The sequence below is a fragment of the Nocardia takedensis NBRC 100417 genome (assembly GCF_000308695.1).
Lineage (GTDB): Bacteria > Actinomycetota > Actinomycetes > Mycobacteriales > Mycobacteriaceae > Nocardia > Nocardia takedensis.
In genome coordinates this window covers 65,727-79,409 of sequence record NZ_BAGG01000092.1, presented here as the reverse complement: position 1 = coordinate 79,409, position 13,683 = coordinate 65,727, and the positions used below count along the sequence as shown (strand labels likewise).

Annotated in this window: 17 protein-coding genes; 10 read left to right on the top strand and 7 right to left on the bottom strand. The window is 70.3% G+C overall.

The features are described 5' to 3' along the window. Positions 1-66 precede the first annotated feature (66 nt). The 3 genes from ON30_RS18920 to ON30_RS18910 form a co-directional block, all read right to left on the bottom strand. Positions 67-333 carry a hypothetical protein gene (locus ON30_RS18920; RefSeq protein ID WP_040708806.1) on the bottom strand — a complete coding sequence of 89 codons (267 nt, stop codon included), beginning with the start codon at positions 331-333 and terminating at the stop codon, positions 67-69. 102 nt (positions 334-435) lie between these two features. Further along, positions 436-1,035, bottom strand: coding sequence for a phosphotransferase-like protein (locus ON30_RS18915; protein WP_040708803.1), 600 nt, complete (start codon positions 1,033-1,035; stop codon positions 436-438). A gap of 36 nt (positions 1,036-1,071) precedes the next feature. Beyond that, entirely contained in the window at positions 1,072-1,467 is a 396-nt protein-coding gene (locus ON30_RS18910; protein ID WP_040708802.1) for a nuclear transport factor 2 family protein, read from the bottom strand. Between the two features lie 341 nt (positions 1,468-1,808). Between ON30_RS18910 and ON30_RS18905 the strand changes: the two genes are divergently transcribed. Both ON30_RS18905 and ON30_RS18900 read left to right on the top strand, forming a co-directional pair. Continuing rightward, positions 1,809-2,168: a hypothetical protein gene (locus ON30_RS18905; protein WP_040708854.1), complete on the top strand. Its 360-nt coding sequence runs from the start codon at positions 1,809-1,811 to the stop codon at positions 2,166-2,168. 303 nt (positions 2,169-2,471) lie between these two features. Next, positions 2,472-3,344, top strand: coding sequence for a hypothetical protein (locus ON30_RS18900; protein WP_157183772.1), 873 nt, complete (start codon positions 2,472-2,474; stop codon positions 3,342-3,344). Here ON30_RS18900 and ON30_RS18895 read toward each other — a convergent pair. The 3 genes from ON30_RS18895 to ON30_RS18885 all read right to left on the bottom strand — a co-directional run bounded on the left by ON30_RS18895 (position 3,298) and on the right by ON30_RS18885 (position 6,218). Beyond that, positions 3,298-3,720, bottom strand: a complete 423-nt coding sequence (locus ON30_RS18895) for a pyridoxamine 5'-phosphate oxidase family protein (RefSeq protein WP_040708799.1) — start codon at positions 3,718-3,720, stop codon at positions 3,298-3,300. The two genes, ON30_RS18900 and ON30_RS18895, sit on opposite strands and share 47 nt — an antisense overlap. 66 nt (positions 3,721-3,786) lie before the next feature. Further along, a complete protein-coding gene (locus ON30_RS18890) occupies positions 3,787-5,160 on the bottom strand; it encodes an NtaA/DmoA family FMN-dependent monooxygenase (protein ID WP_040708797.1) in 1,374 nt (457 codons plus the stop codon). A gap of 17 nt (positions 5,161-5,177) precedes the next feature. After that, entirely contained in the window at positions 5,178-6,218 is a 1,041-nt protein-coding gene (locus tag ON30_RS18885) for an LLM class flavin-dependent oxidoreductase (RefSeq protein WP_040708796.1), read from the bottom strand. A 214-nt stretch (positions 6,219-6,432) separates the two neighbouring features. Here ON30_RS18885 and ON30_RS18880 point away from each other — a divergent pair, with 214 nt between their 5' ends. The 7 genes from ON30_RS18880 (at position 6,433) to trmD (ending at position 10,991) form a co-directional block, all read left to right on the top strand. Then, the gene (locus ON30_RS18880) at positions 6,433-7,524 is read left to right on the top strand and encodes an amidohydrolase family protein (protein WP_040708795.1); all 1,092 of its coding nucleotides are present in this window, start codon (positions 6,433-6,435) and stop codon (positions 7,522-7,524) included. A gap of 132 nt (positions 7,525-7,656) precedes the next feature. After that, positions 7,657-8,241, top strand: a complete 585-nt coding sequence (locus ON30_RS18875; protein ID WP_083911508.1) for a Uma2 family endonuclease — start codon at positions 7,657-7,659, stop codon at positions 8,239-8,241. A 109-nt stretch (positions 8,242-8,350) separates the two neighbouring features. Further along, positions 8,351-8,902 carry a dihydrofolate reductase family protein gene (locus tag ON30_RS18870; RefSeq protein ID WP_040708794.1) on the top strand — a complete coding sequence of 184 codons (552 nt, stop codon included), beginning with the start codon at positions 8,351-8,353 and terminating at the stop codon, positions 8,900-8,902. A 186-nt stretch (positions 8,903-9,088) separates the two neighbouring features. Further along, the gene (gene rpsP / locus ON30_RS18865; protein ID WP_040708793.1) at positions 9,089-9,520 is read left to right on the top strand and encodes a 30S ribosomal protein S16; all 432 of its coding nucleotides are present in this window, start codon (positions 9,089-9,091) and stop codon (positions 9,518-9,520) included. Then, on the top strand, positions 9,521-9,763 hold the full coding sequence (locus ON30_RS18860) for an RNA-binding protein (RefSeq protein WP_040708791.1): 243 nt from the start codon (positions 9,521-9,523) through the stop codon (positions 9,761-9,763). Beyond that, positions 9,764-10,288 (top strand): ribosome maturation factor RimM, encoded by a 525-nt coding sequence (gene rimM / locus ON30_RS18855; protein ID WP_040708789.1) that lies wholly within the window; start codon positions 9,764-9,766, stop codon positions 10,286-10,288. Positions 10,289-10,301: 13 nt separating this feature from the next. After that, positions 10,302-10,991, top strand: a complete 690-nt coding sequence (trmD, locus tag ON30_RS18850) for a tRNA (guanosine(37)-N1)-methyltransferase TrmD (protein WP_040708787.1) — start codon at positions 10,302-10,304, stop codon at positions 10,989-10,991. Positions 10,992-11,022: 31 nt separating this feature from the next. Here trmD and ON30_RS18845 read toward each other — a convergent pair whose 3' ends face one another. Next, positions 11,023-11,877 (bottom strand): LuxR C-terminal-related transcriptional regulator, encoded by an 855-nt coding sequence (locus ON30_RS18845; RefSeq protein WP_245554115.1) that lies wholly within the window; start codon positions 11,875-11,877, stop codon positions 11,023-11,025. Positions 11,878-11,974: 97 nt separating this feature from the next. Here ON30_RS18845 and ON30_RS18840 point away from each other — a divergent pair, with 97 nt between their 5' ends. After that, positions 11,975-13,621: an AMP-binding protein gene (locus ON30_RS18840; protein ID WP_040708785.1), complete on the top strand. Its 1,647-nt coding sequence runs from the start codon at positions 11,975-11,977 to the stop codon at positions 13,619-13,621. Positions 13,622-13,683: the final 62 nt, after the last annotated feature.

Below are 13,683 nucleotides of genomic sequence, written 5' to 3'. Positions count from 1 at the left end.
GCGACCGCCGCGTCGATGCCGGAGCGTGTTCACCGCCCGCCAATCCCGCGCGGCCTCGTTTCGCAACTACTCCGCCCGCCCACACCGCGCGCTCACCTGTTCGAGTCGCGCGCGCGAATACGCGAGTTTGCCCACCTGGACCTCGCCCTCGAACTGCGTCTGCACGTAATGCAATCCGTGCGCGCGCACCCACAGCAACCGCGGACTGCGCAGCGCCGCGAGCACCTCCGACGACGCCGTCTCCTCGACCTCCGCCCGGCACGCCGCCGCCGGCACGTCGAAGTCGGACAGCATCGACTCCACCAGAACCTCGGACACCGGCGCATCGGTCATGCGCAGAAGGTAGACCCACCCACCGACACGGAACCGACCTCCCGGCGTGTCGAAAACCGCCGCGCCCTCGAGGTTTCGACTCCGTCAGTGTCGCGGTGCCCTTCACCCGGCGTCGGAGATACCCGCGCGGTGTCGGCGCAAGACCGTGCGGGCAAGCTCCACGGGGTCCGTGGTGGTGGTGTCGACCGTCGTGTCGTAGGGGTGCCCGTGCGCGTGCACCGAGGCGAAGTGTCCGCGTGCCAGGCCATTCGGGTTGCGTCGCGGCAGTTCGCGCTGCTCGGCGACCTCCAGGGGGCAGGTGACGGCGACGAAATGGACGTCGAGGCCGGTGAGCGCGTCCCGCCACACCGACATCAGGTCGGGCGTCAGCAGCATCTCGTCGATCACCAGGTGGTCGCCGCCGCGGGCGAACGCCGCGGCCGCGACGCACGCCGAGCGCAGCATGCGACGGCCGACCGTGCCGTAGCGGATCACCACCATCGGTCGCCCGTGCCCGTCGACTCCGGTGCGGTCGTACCAGAATCCTTCGCGACTGAGCGGCCCGTCGCGTCCGCCGCCCCAGTTCGGCGGGACGAGACCGAACAGGATGTCGATGCTCCAGTGGACGAACGGGACGTCGCTCACGTCCTGGATCGTTCTGGCCAGGGTGGTCTTGCCGGAACTCGACGTTCCGTTGAGGAAGAGGACGCGTCCGTGAGCCACCCGACCGAGCCTAGGGCCTCACGACCGCCGCTCCCGCTAGTTCTGCTCGGCGGCCTCGGTGGAGATCCGCTCGAACTCCGCCGCCATACGGGCCGCGAGAGCCTGGGCCGCCGACAACGGGCGCACCATCACCGTGAACTCGGTGATCAGGCCGTTCTCATCGAAGTGCAGGAAATCGCAGCCGGTCAACTGCTTGCCGTCCACGGTGGCCTCGAACAGCAGCGCGTGGTCGCGCCCGCCGACATCGGTGATCTCGCGGACGTACCGGAAGTCCTCGAACACCCGCACCACCCCGCGCAGGATGGCCGCGGTGATCGCCTTCCCCGCGTACGGCTTGAACGCCACCGGACTGGTGAACACCACCTCGTCGGCCAGCAGGGCTTCGATCCCCGCCTGGTCCCCGGCCTCGACGGCCGCGCGGAACGGATGCATCGGCTCACCTCCGTCTCTCATGTCTTCGGGCTCTCACTGTCTTCGGGGTGAATCGGAGACTAACCCGACGGGGACGGCGGCTTGCGCGGAACTGCCCGAACCGGACCTGCCAGTGCCGTGCGGTCGAACTCATCGTGCGGGTCGGCCTCGGAGCCGGGAGCGGAAGGTAGGGCAGACCACGATGCCACCAATCCGTGCAGCAGCCCCGTACCTAGTTCATGTGCGCGGTTTGGTGCGTACCGTTGCCGTGCGCGCCGGACCCGTGCCCGCCGGGATCCGCGCACCGAGTTCGTACGCACTCGGATGTGCGCGTGAGTTCGTGGGCCGCGAAGGAGGAGACGATGACCGAAGGACGAGTGCTGGTGATCGGCCTCGATCCCGCCGCGCTGTCGGGCTGGAACCCGGAACCGGTCCTCGCGGCGATCGAGCGGGGCCGTGCCCGCTTCACCGAACTCGCCATCCCCGCCGACTACTGCCTGGTGGCCCTGGACGCGCACACCGAGGACGCCATCACCCGGGCGCTCACGCAGGCCGACTACGCCTGCGTGGTGATCGGCGGCGGCATCCGCACCCACGAACCGCTGCTCGACCTGTTCGAGAAGGTGATCAACCTCGTCCGCGAGCACGCGCCCACCTCCGCGATCGCCTTCAACAGCGGCCCCGACGACTGCGCCGACGCCGCCCTGCGCTGGTTGCGCTGAGGCGCTGGGGTCGGTTGCGCTGAGGCGCTGGGGTCGGTTGCGCTGAGGCGCTGGGGTCGGTTGCGCTGAGGCGCTGGGGTCGGTTGCGCTGAGGCGCTGGGGTTCAGCGTATGCCCGGTTGTGCGATTGCGCCGTCCGCCTGCGAGATCGCACCGCTCGCCCGATGTGCACGGGAGCCATCCGGGGTCGTCCGGTCGACGGCGACTTGCCGGCGCAGCGGGGCGGCCAGATCCGGGCGATTCCTGCTCGGCCAGGCGGAAATTCGGTTGTCACCCCGGTGTGCGGTCTGGCCTCATGGACGCGATGAAGCAGCAGCGCCCCGCCACCGCCCGATCCGTCGCCGACGGACTGAAACTGCACCGCCACGAGGTGCGGTCGCCCGGTGCTGTCCGCACGGTGATCACCTTGCGCCCCGGTACGCACGCCCGTTTCAGTACCAACCGCTTCCACGAGACCTGGCACGTGCTGTCCGACGAGCACGGCGCGCGCCTGCTGGCCCGACTGCTGTGGGGCCTGTCCTATCAGGCGCGTCCGGGCACGGTCGTGCTGATCGACCGTCCGTACCTGACCCCCACCCCGTTCGACGCCGATCCGGCCGACCGCATCGTCCTGGTCCCCGGTTGGTGCACACCGTTCGATGATCGGTACGCGCGCGGTCTGCGCGCCGGACTGCCGTTCCAGCGTTCGGCGGGCACCGTTCGCTGGCGCACCTTCGGCTTGGACCGCACCCTGCGCCCAGAGGCGCTCGAGAAGTGGTGGGACGTCCACCGACACCGCGACGAGACGGGAACGGTCGTCCGCCGACACGGCTTGATCGTCCTCACCCCGTCCACCCCGGAGGAAGCCCGCATCTGGGCCCTACGCGTCGCCGGCCTGGACACCGCGGGCGCATACGGCTCCGATCATGCCTACCTCGGCCCGTGGAACGGCGGTTTCGACGGTGAGGTCCAGATCTTCCGCCGCTTCCGTCCGATGCTGAGCGTGGCCCGACGAGCCCGCGCCCAGGTCTTGGCCCGCCCCGCCGCCCCGACCACCCCCGACGCTCTCCGCGAACAGGTCTGGGACGAATGCCGCACCATCCGGCAAGACGCCCGCACTCACACCCGGTTCTCGGGCGGGAGGAAGCGGGTCAGAAGGAGCCCATGTCGGCGGAGAGCCATTGTTCGGGGCGCATGAAGACCGCTACCTGCTCGCCGTGGGAGACGGCGAATTCCAGGTAGGGGCCGACTTGCTCGGGGGCGAGGTAGCGGGCGGCCATCTCGCGGTGTTGCGCGTCGGTCATGGGTTCGACGCGCAGGATCGGGCCCTCGGCGGTGACGTAGCGGACCGAGGGCGTCACGACCTGGGCCATGATGCTGAAGCGGCCCGCCGCCTCGAGCAGGCGGATCTTCTTCGATCCGGCCCCGGTGAGCAGCCAGAGTTCGCCGCCGGGGGTGTACTGGTACCAGATGGGGACGTTGAGTGGGGCGCGATCGGGGGCCGCGGTGACCGCGAGCGCACCGATGTGCGGTTGGGCGAGGAATTCCTGTCGTTCCGTCAGCGTCAGCGCCATGCGGTCCACCCTAGGCGACCCCACCGACAACGCCCCCGTATCAGCCCGCTGACCTGGACCGACATGTCACCGCCGGGTCAGCGGGTCACGCAGTCCGAGGTGTTCGCGCAACGTCGTCCCGGTGTAGTCGGTGCGGTAGACCCCGCGTTCCTGGAGTTCGGGGACCAGCCAGTCGACGATCTCGTCGAGTCCGGTCGGCACCAGGTAGGGCGAGATGTTGAAGCCGTCGGTCGCCCCGTGCCGCACCCAGCGCGCCAATTCGTCGGCCACCTTCGCGGGGGTGCCCGCGAAGCCGGAACGCTCGGTACTGGCCGTCACCACCTGGCGCAGCGACAGGTTCTCCGCCTCGGCCCTGGCCCGCCATTCCCGCGCGATCTCGAGCGGGTCCTGTCCGCCGCGCGGTGACCCGCGGGTCGGCGCGATCGGGCGCGGTTCCGGATCCTGTTCGGGCAGCGGGCCGTCCGGGTCGCGGTCGGACAGGTCGCGCCCCCACACCTGACCGGCCAGTGACAGCGCGGTCTGCCCGGTGTACTGGCTCTCCTTGACCCAGCGGACCTTCTCCTCGACCTCGGATTCCTTCTCCGCCAACACGATCTGGGTGCCGGGCAGGATGCGGATGTCGTCCTCGGGGCGTCCGGCGGCGCGCAGGCGGGCGCGGATGTCCTCGGCGAAGGCGAGCGCGTCCTCGAAGAAGGTGCCGTGCCGGGAGAAGATGACATCGGCGTGCGCGGCGGCGAAATCCCGGCCCGTGGGGGAGTCCCCGGCCTGGAAGATGACCGGGTGTCCTTGCGGGCTGCGCGGCACGGTCGGGCGGATGGTGGCGCGGATGTGCGCGCCGTCGCGTTCGACGGTCCGCACCGCGTCGGGCGCGGCCCAGGACGGGCTGTGCTGGGAGGTGGCGATGACGTTCTCGCCCCAGGAGTCCCAGATCTCGCGCACGGTGGCGACGAATTCGGCGGCGCGCTCGTAGCGGTGGGCGTGGTCGAGGTAGCCGCCGCGCCGGAAGTTCGCGCCGGTCCACGCGTTGTCGGTGGTGACGGCGTTCCAGCCCGCGCGCCCTTCGGAGAGCACGTCGAGGCCGGCCAGGCGTCGGGCCAGGTCGGCGGGTTCGTTGTAGGTGGTGTTCTGGGTGGCGACCAGTCCGATGCGGTCGGTGATCCCGGCCAGCGCGGCGAGTTGGGTGATGGCGTCGGGACGTCCGGCGATGTCGAGTTCGAGGATGCGGCCGTCCTGTTCGCGCAGTCGCAGGCCTTCGCCGAGGAAGAAGGCGTCGAACAGGCCGCGTTCGGCGGTGGTCGCGACCCGGCGGAAGGTCTCGAAGTCGATCTGCGAACCGCTGGCGGGGTCGGACCAGATCGTCGTGTGGTTGACGCCTTGGAAGAAGACGCCGAAATGGACCTGGGCGTCGGGGCGGGGGGTGTCCGCGGTGCGGTCGGTCATGGCTGAGTCCTTTTCGTTCAGTGCGTGACCGCGTAGCGGTTGGCCGGGCGGGACAGGCCGAGTTCGGCCCGCAGGGTCGACCCGGGCACCGGGCGGTGCGCGTGGCCGCGGGCCAGCAGACCCGGCAGCACCAGTCGCGCGAGCACCGGCAGATCCTCGTCGATCACCGCCGGGCGCAGGCGGACGCCGTCGACCCGTTCGGCCAGCTCCGACAGCAGGTCGATCAACGCGGCGGCCGAGCCCGCGAAGACCGAACCGGTCGGGACGTGCGCGTCGAGGTCCTCGAGTCGATGCGCGGCGGAGGCCGCGGGAGTGTCCAGCGCGACGGTCAGATCCGCGAAGGTCAGCGGGGTCGCGCTGTCCCGGGTGAGCGCGTCGAGGTCGCCGCGGGTCGACGCGCGGATCAAGCGCACGTCCACGTCGCCGTCGGCGCCGAAGACCACCGGCTGACCCTGCGGCGGGCGCGGCACGATCGCGGGGCCCTTCACCGAGAACGTGTCGCCCTCGAAGTCGATGTAGTGCAGGCGATCCCGATCCAGGAACCGGCCCGAGGCGACGTCGCGGATCACCGCGTCGTCCTCCCAGGAATCCCACAGTCGGCGCGCGACCTCGATCGAATCCCGTTGTTCGCGGGCCAGTTCGGCGTCGCCGGTGACCTGCGGACGTCCCCAGGTCGCGGCGGCGCGCGGATCGTCGAGGCGTTCGGCGATCCAGCCCGCGCGTCCGCGCGAGGCGTAGTCCAGGGTCGCCACCTGCGAGGACGCGTGGAACGGTTCGGTGTAGGTGGTCGAGACGACCGGGACCAGACCGATGGTGCTGGTGGCGGCCGCGACGAAAGCCGCGCGGGTCACGGCGTCCAGGCGGGCGGGCACGTGCTCGTCGGGCAGGATCGAATCCGCGAACGTCGCCAGCGTGAATCCGGCATTCTCCGCGGCCCTCACCCGGGCCCGCAGCGTCGCGCCGGACAGCAGCCGATCGGGTGTCCGCGCGGCACGCCGCCACGCCGCCGGATGGAATCCGTCGCCGTCGAGTTCGATACCTACCGCGAATCCGCTCATGGTCCGCCTTCCTCCACAGTCCGGAATTCGAGAATGTTCCGCGCGGGGGCGAACGCGCGACGGTTTGATTCGCGCTGATCGCAATGTTCGGCGCGGACCAGCGGGCGGCGGCGCGCGGTGTCGACTCTCACATCGGTGTCGACCCGATATCGGCGTCGCCCGGAAACGGGCCGGTCCCGGTAGGTTCTGGGTAGTCCCAGTCCAGGAGGTCGGTGTGCATCTGCGCGGTGTGGTTCTGCCCGGCGACGAGGTCCGCGATCTGTGGGTGCGCGACGGGGTGGTGACCTTCGAGCGCGTCGCCGACGCCGAGACCCTGTGCGACAGCGGCTGGATCGTGCCGGGACTGGTCGACGCGCACTGCCACGTCGGCATCCGCTACGGCGGCGGACACGAGGACCGCGAAGGCGCGATCGCGCAGGCCGAGATAGAACGCGACGCGGGCGCGCTGCTGCTGCGCGACGCGGGTTCGCCGATCGACACCCACTACCTCGACGAGCGCGCGGACCTGCCGCGGATCATCCGCGCGGGCCGTCACATCGCGCGCCCCAAACGCTATATCCGCGAACTCGGCGTGGAACTCGACGACGAACGCGACCTGCCGCAGATCGTGGCCGAACAGGCCCGGTACGGGGACGGGTGGGTCAAGATCGTCGGCGATTGGATCGACCGGTCGGTCGGTGACCTGCGCCCGCTGTGGAGCGAGGCCGTCCTCAAAGCGGCCATCGACGCCGCGCACGCCAACGGCGCTCGCGTCACCGCGCACGTCTTCGGCGAGGACGCGCTGCCGGGACTCATCGGCGCGGGCATCGACTGCCTCGAACACGGCACCGGCCTCACCGACGACACCATCGCCATGATGGTGGAGCACGGCACCGCCTTGGTCCCCACCCTGGTCAATATCGACACCTTCCCCGAGATCGCCGACAGCGCGAGCAAATTCTCCACCTACGCCGCGCACATGCGCGACCTGCACCGCCGCGTCCGCTCCACCGTCGCCGCCGCCCACGACGCCGGCGTCCCGATCTACGCGGGCACCGACGCGGGCGGTTCGATCCGCCACGGCCGCATCGCCGACGAGATCGCCGCCCTGACCGCCGCGGGCCTGTCCCCGCACGACGCGCTCGGCGCCGCCTCGTGGAGCGCCCGCGCCTGGCTGCGCCGCCCCACCATCACCGAATCCGCCCCCGCCGACTTCGTCGTCTACGACGAGGACCCCCGCACCACCCCCACCGCCCTCACCAACCCCCGCCACGTCGTCCTGCGCGGCCGAGTAGTCGCCACCGGCCCCGTAACCGACCACCGCTGAGCCTGTCGACCTACCGCGTGGCCGGTTGCCGCGACTACAGTCGACATCGGGCCGCGGCGGCGGATCACGCCGAGGCGGCCCGGCTTCGAATCCGGCGACTGATGGCCGTACGCGACGGGGAGATCGGACGGTATGACGACGAATACCGAGGTTGCGATGATCCATCCGCTGGGACCGACGACCGTGGAAGACTGGCTGGCGGAAACCCCGTCGGTCGATGGCTCGCGACTCGAACTGATTCTGGGGTACCTCTTCATGTCGCCGGCGCCCGGGGGACCGCATCAATACGCGGCTGGGGAGTTGTTCGTGGCACTGCGCACCGCCCTGCGTGCGGCGGGGCGCGAGGACCTACACGTGCTCCCCGCCGTCGCCGTGCGCATCAGCACCGCCTTCCGGACAGGGGTGGTCCCGGACGTGGCGATCGTGAACGTCGACATCGACCGCACCAGCTTCGCGCCGGAGGAACTCGTTCTCGCCGTGGAGGTCTGGTCGCCCGGCAACACCCGCGAGGAACGTGACACCAAGACCGCCGGATACGCGGCGGCGCGCGTGCCCTACCTGTGGGTGGTCGAACTGCCGGACGGCAAACCGGCCCGCTTCGAGGGCTACCGACTCGGTGAGCAGGGCTACCGCCAGGAGGTCTTCGCCGCCTCCGGTGAAACGGTGACGGCACCGGCCCCCGTACCCGTCACCATCGACACCTCCGCGTTGCGCTGACGCTTCTTCTCAGAGGTGTGCGGCGTGTCCTTTCCCGTCCAGCGAACGGTACCGATGATTCGGCGGCGCGGAACTCGTCCATACCCGGAGGACGATAGGGAGGTGCGGCATGCGTGATCTGGTGGTCACCGAGAACATCACCGTCGACGGCGTCATCGACGCGACCGAGGGATGGTTCACCGTCGGGGACGACGCGGTGGACGAATCCGACATCATCGCGGAGTTGGCGGCGCACACCGCGCGGTGCGACGGCGTGCTGTTCGGCCGGGTGACCTTCGAGCAGATGCGCGGGTACTGGCCGGAGCAGACCGACGACACGACGGGCATCGCCGAGGACCTGAACGAGATCACCAAGTACGTGGTGTCCGGGTCGCTCGGCGATCCGGGGTGGCGCAATTCGGTGGTGCTGCGCGATCTGGAGCAGGTGTGCGAACTGAAGCGGCGACCCGGGCGCGACATCGTCAGCACCGGCAGCATCACCCTGGTCCACGCGCTGATCGCGGCGGACCTGGTGGACGAGTTCCGCTTGTTCGTCTACCCGGTGGTCCTGGGCCGTGGTGCGAAACTGTTCGTCGACGGAGGCGCGGCGCCGCCGTTGCGGCTGGTCGAGAACAAGAGTTTCCGGTCCGGTGTGGTGTTGCTGCGTTACCGGCGGGCGTGAGGACGCGATTTCGGGAGCGCTCGCCCGGTCTGGCACAATGGTGCCTCGTCCTTCCCGGACAGTGTCAGCCCGTCTCCGGTCACGTACCGCGCGGCGGTCACACACTCCAAGCGCGAAACCGGGCTCGCAGACCGTGCGGGTTGCTGAATCGCGTCGTGACCAACCATTGGAAAGAGGCAGATCAGCATGGCTGTTCGCATCAAGCTCACCCGCCTGGGCAAGATCCGCAACCCGCAGTACCGCGTCGTCGTCGCCGACGCCCGCACCCGCCGTGACGGCCGGGCCATCGAGTCCATCGGCAAGTACCACCCGAAGGAAGAGCCCTCGCTCATCGAGATCGATTCCGAGCGCGTCCAGTACTGGCTGGGTGTCGGCGCGCAGCCGACCGAGCCCGTGCAGCGCCTGCTGGAGATCACCGGTGACTGGCAGAAGTTCAAGGGCCTGCCGGGCGCGGAGGGCACCCTGAAGGTGAAGGCCGCCAAGCCGTCCAAGCTGGACCTGTTCAACGCCGCGCTGGCCGCCGCCGACAACGAGCCCGTCGCCGAGGCCGTCACCCCGAAGAAGAAGGCCGCCAAGAAGGACGAGGCCGAGGCCGCCGAGACCGAAGCCGCCGAGTAGATGAGCGCCGTCGTCGCCGATGCCGTCGAACATCTGGTTCGCGGCATCGTCGCCAACCCGGAGGACGTCCGCGTCGAGTTGATCACCGGCCGTCGCGGGCGCACCGTCGAGGTGCACGTGCACCCCGACGACCTGGGTAAGGTCATCGGTCGCGGCGGCCGCACCGCCACCGCGCTGCGCACCCTCGTCGCCGGGATCGGCGGCAGGGGCATCCGGGTCGACGTGGTCGACACCGATCAGTAGATGGAACTCGTCGTAGGGCGGGTCGCCAAGTCGCACGGTGTGCGCGGCGAACTCGTCGTCGAGATCCGCACCGACGATCCCGCATCGCGTTTCGCGCCGGGCGCCACCTTGCGGGGGCGTCCGGCGCGCTCGTCGGAGGTGCGGGAATTCACCGTCGAGTCGGCCCGTGAGCATTCCGGGCGGCTGCTGGTCGTCCTGCGCGGGGTGTCCGACCGCGGCGCCGCCGACGCGTTGCGGGGCACGCTGTTCGTGGTCGACAGCGCGGATCTGCCGCCGAACGAAGATCCGGACGAGTTCTACGATCACGAACTCGAGGGCCTGTTCGTGCAGCTCACCGACGGTACGCCGGTGGGTACGGTGCGCGAGGTCCTGCATTCGGCGGCGGGGGAGTTGCTCGCGGTGCGCGCAGCCGAGGACGGTCGCGAGATCCTGATCCCGTTCGTCACCGCGATCGTGCCGACGGTGTCGTTGTCGGATCGGCTCGTCGTGATCGATCCTCCCGAGGGTCTGCTCGACCCGGAATAGGGCAGGAGGGGCGATGAAGATCGATGTCGTCACGATCTTTCCGGAGTATCTGGAACCGCTGCGCACCGCGCTGCTGGGCAAGGCGATCGAACGCGGCTTGATCTCGGTGGAGGTCCACGACCTGCGCCGCTGGACCCACGATGTGCACAAATCGGTGGACGATTCCCCGTACGGCGGCGGCCCCGGCATGGTCATGAAGCCGACGGTGTGGGGTCCGGCGCTGGACGAGGTCTGTCCCGACGACGCGCTGCTGGTGGTTCCGACGCCCGCGGGCGTCCCGTTCACCCAGGCCACCGCGCACCGCTGGGCCGAGGAGAAGCATGTGGTCTTCGCCTGCGGCCGCTACGAGGGCATCGACCAGCGTGTCTTCGACGACGCGGCGCGGCGCGTGCGGGTCGAAGAGGTCAGCATCGGCGATTACGTCCTGATCGGCGGCGAGGCCGCGGTGCTGGTGATGACCGAGGCGTTCGTGCGTCTGCTTCCCGGTGTCCTCGGCAATCAGCAATCCCATCGAGAGGATTCGTTTTCCGACGGTCTGCTCGAAGGGCCCAGCTATACGCGTCCGGTGAGTTGGCGCGGTCTGGACGTGCCGCCGATCCTGCTTTCCGGTGACCACGCGAAAGTGGCGGCGTGGCGGCGCGAGGAATCCTTGGCGCGCACCCGGGCCAGGCGGCCGGATCTGTTGCCGCCGAGCGAATCCTGAGCCGTGGTGCGTTCCGCCGGGGTCTACCGCCTCAGGGCAGCAGCCCGAACCTTCTGGCGACGACCACCGCTTCGTAGCGCGTGCGCGCGTCCAGTTTGACCATCGCGTTGCGCAGATAGCTCTTGACGGTCTCCGGGCCGAGGCTGAGCCGTTGCGCCGCTTCCTGATTCGTGCAGCCGAGCGAGATCTGCCCGAGGACGTCGAGTTCCCGGCGCGACAGTCGCGGCGCTTGCGGCGCGGGTTCCTCGTGCAGCGCGCGGGCCATCCGTTCGCAGACCGAGTACAGCCGGGCGCGCAGTCCGTCGTCGCCGACGTCGTGGCTCAGGTCGCTCAATTCCGCGTACAGGGTGCGCAGTTCTTCGGTGGCCGCGGGCGCGGTCGCCGCCGTGGGGGCGGCGAATTCGAGTAGTCGGAGTCGGCGGTCGACTTCATCGCGCACGGCGATCTCGTGCGCGAGTCGCCCGCTCGAGCGCACCATCAACTCGGCGGTGCGGTCGCCGAGCGGCGCGTCACCACGGGTGGCGGCGTAGAGCACCGCCCTGGACCGGTCGCCCACCACCACCGGGACCGCGATCACCGAGCGGATGCCCTCCCCGGCGACCGGTCTGTCGTAGTGGTGGGTGATGTGGTCGGAGCTGTAGTAGTCGGTGACGGTGATCGGGCGGCGCATGTCCACGACACGTCCGCCGAGACCGGAGGCGCGTCGCACGGGCAGTCCGCGCAGTCCGTTGGTGACCGCGCCGACGAATTCGGTGAGCACCAGGACGTCCTCGTGCACCTCGCCGCCGAAGACCATCGGGACGCCGGTCCGGTCGGCCAGCGCGCGGATCTCCGCGCGCAAGGCGTCGGCGTCGCGCGGACGCAGTAGCGGAGCGTTCACCGGGATCACCCCAATTCGGGGGTAGTGGGACCGAGGGTGTGACCCACATCCTAGGTGACACCGGGTGGCATATGTCCCCGCCGGGAGGATTCGAGGAGACGAGATGAGTGTGGACCTGAGTGGGCGGGTCGAGGAACTGCTGGCCGCCTACACCGGACCCGATGCCTGCGCCGCCGAGTTGCTGTGCGATCGCCATCCCGCCGAGGCAGTGGCGTTCACCCTGGTCGACGCCGATCTGAGCTCGGTCGACCTCACCTACGGCGAACTGCGCGAACGATCGGCGCGGTGCGCGGCGGCGCTGGCCGATCTCGGTGTCGAACCGGGCGACCGGGTGGCGACGTTGATGGGCAAATCCGCGGATCTGATCGTCACCCTGCTGGGCATCTGGCGGCGCGGGGCGGTCCACGTCCCGCTGTTCACCGCGTTCGCGCCGCCCGCCATCGCGCTGCGGTTGGCCGCGAGTCGGGCCCGGCTCGTCGTCGCGGACGCCGATCAAGCCTGCAAGCTCGCGTCGGGCGCGGACCTGCCCGCCGACCCGCCGTGGCGGCTGGTGATCGCGGGCGAGCGACCCGCCGCCGCGAACGGGGCCGTCCCGCTCTACCTGGCGGACCTGCTGTGGTCGCACGCGCCCGACGATCCGGGCGCGGCGGCGGCGGTGCTCGGCGGCGACGGTCTGCTGGTCCAGTTGTTCACCAGCGGGACCACCGGAACGCCGAAGGGCGTGCCCGTCCCGCTGCGGGCGCTCGCCTCGTTCCACGCCTATCAGGAATTCGCCCTGGACGTTCGTCCCGGCGACGTGTTCTGGAACGCCGCCGATCCCGGCTGGGCCTACGGGCTCTACTACGCGATCCTCGGGCCGCTGGCCTCGGGAACCCGCAGCCTGCTGCTGCACGCCGGGTTCTCGCCCGCGCTGACCTGGCAGGTCCTGGAGAAGTTCGGCGTCACCAACTTCACCGCCGCTCCCACGGTCTACCGCGCGCTGCGCGCCGACGACACGCCCGTGCCCGCCGGACTGACCCTGCGGTGCGCGTCCTCGGCGGGCGAACCGCTGACCCCGGAGGTGGTCGCCTGGTCGGCGCGCACCCTGGGCGTCGCCGTGCGCGACCATTACGGACAGACCGAGCACGGCATGGTCATCGGCAACGCCTGGCACGACCGGCTCGCCGCGCCGGTCCCGCTGGGCTCGATGGGGCGGGAACTGCCGGGTTGGCGGTGCACCGTACTGGCCGACGAAACCGATCTGGAGGCCGCGCCCGAACAGATGGGGCGGGTCGCCGTCGACGTCGCGAACAGTCCGCTGCTGTGGTTCGGCGGCTACCTCGACGCTCCCGAGCGCACCGCCGAGCGCTTCACCGCCGACGGACGCTGGTATCTCACCGGCGACGCGGGCTCACGCGACGCCGACGGCTGCTTCCGGTTCTCCGCCCGCGACGACGACGTGATCATCATGGCGGGCTACCGAATCGGGCCCTTCGAGGTGGAAAGTGTTCTGGTACTGCACGAACAGGTCGCCGAGGCGGCCGTGGTCGGCGTGCCCGACGCGCTGCGCGGCGAGGTGCTCGAGGCATTCGTGGTGCTGCGCAACGGTTCCGAGGGCGACAGCGCGCTCGGCGCGGAACTGCAACGGTTGGTCAAGGAGAAGTTCGCCGCGCACGCCTACCCGCGCCGGGTGCATTTCGTGCCGAGTCTGCCCAAGACGCCCAGCGGCAAGGTGCAGCGCTTCGTCCTGCGCGGACGCGGCGTGAGCTGACCGTGCGGCGACCGCACTTCACCTGGGTGTCGGTCGGCTGTCAGCGGACACCGGTAGTGTCT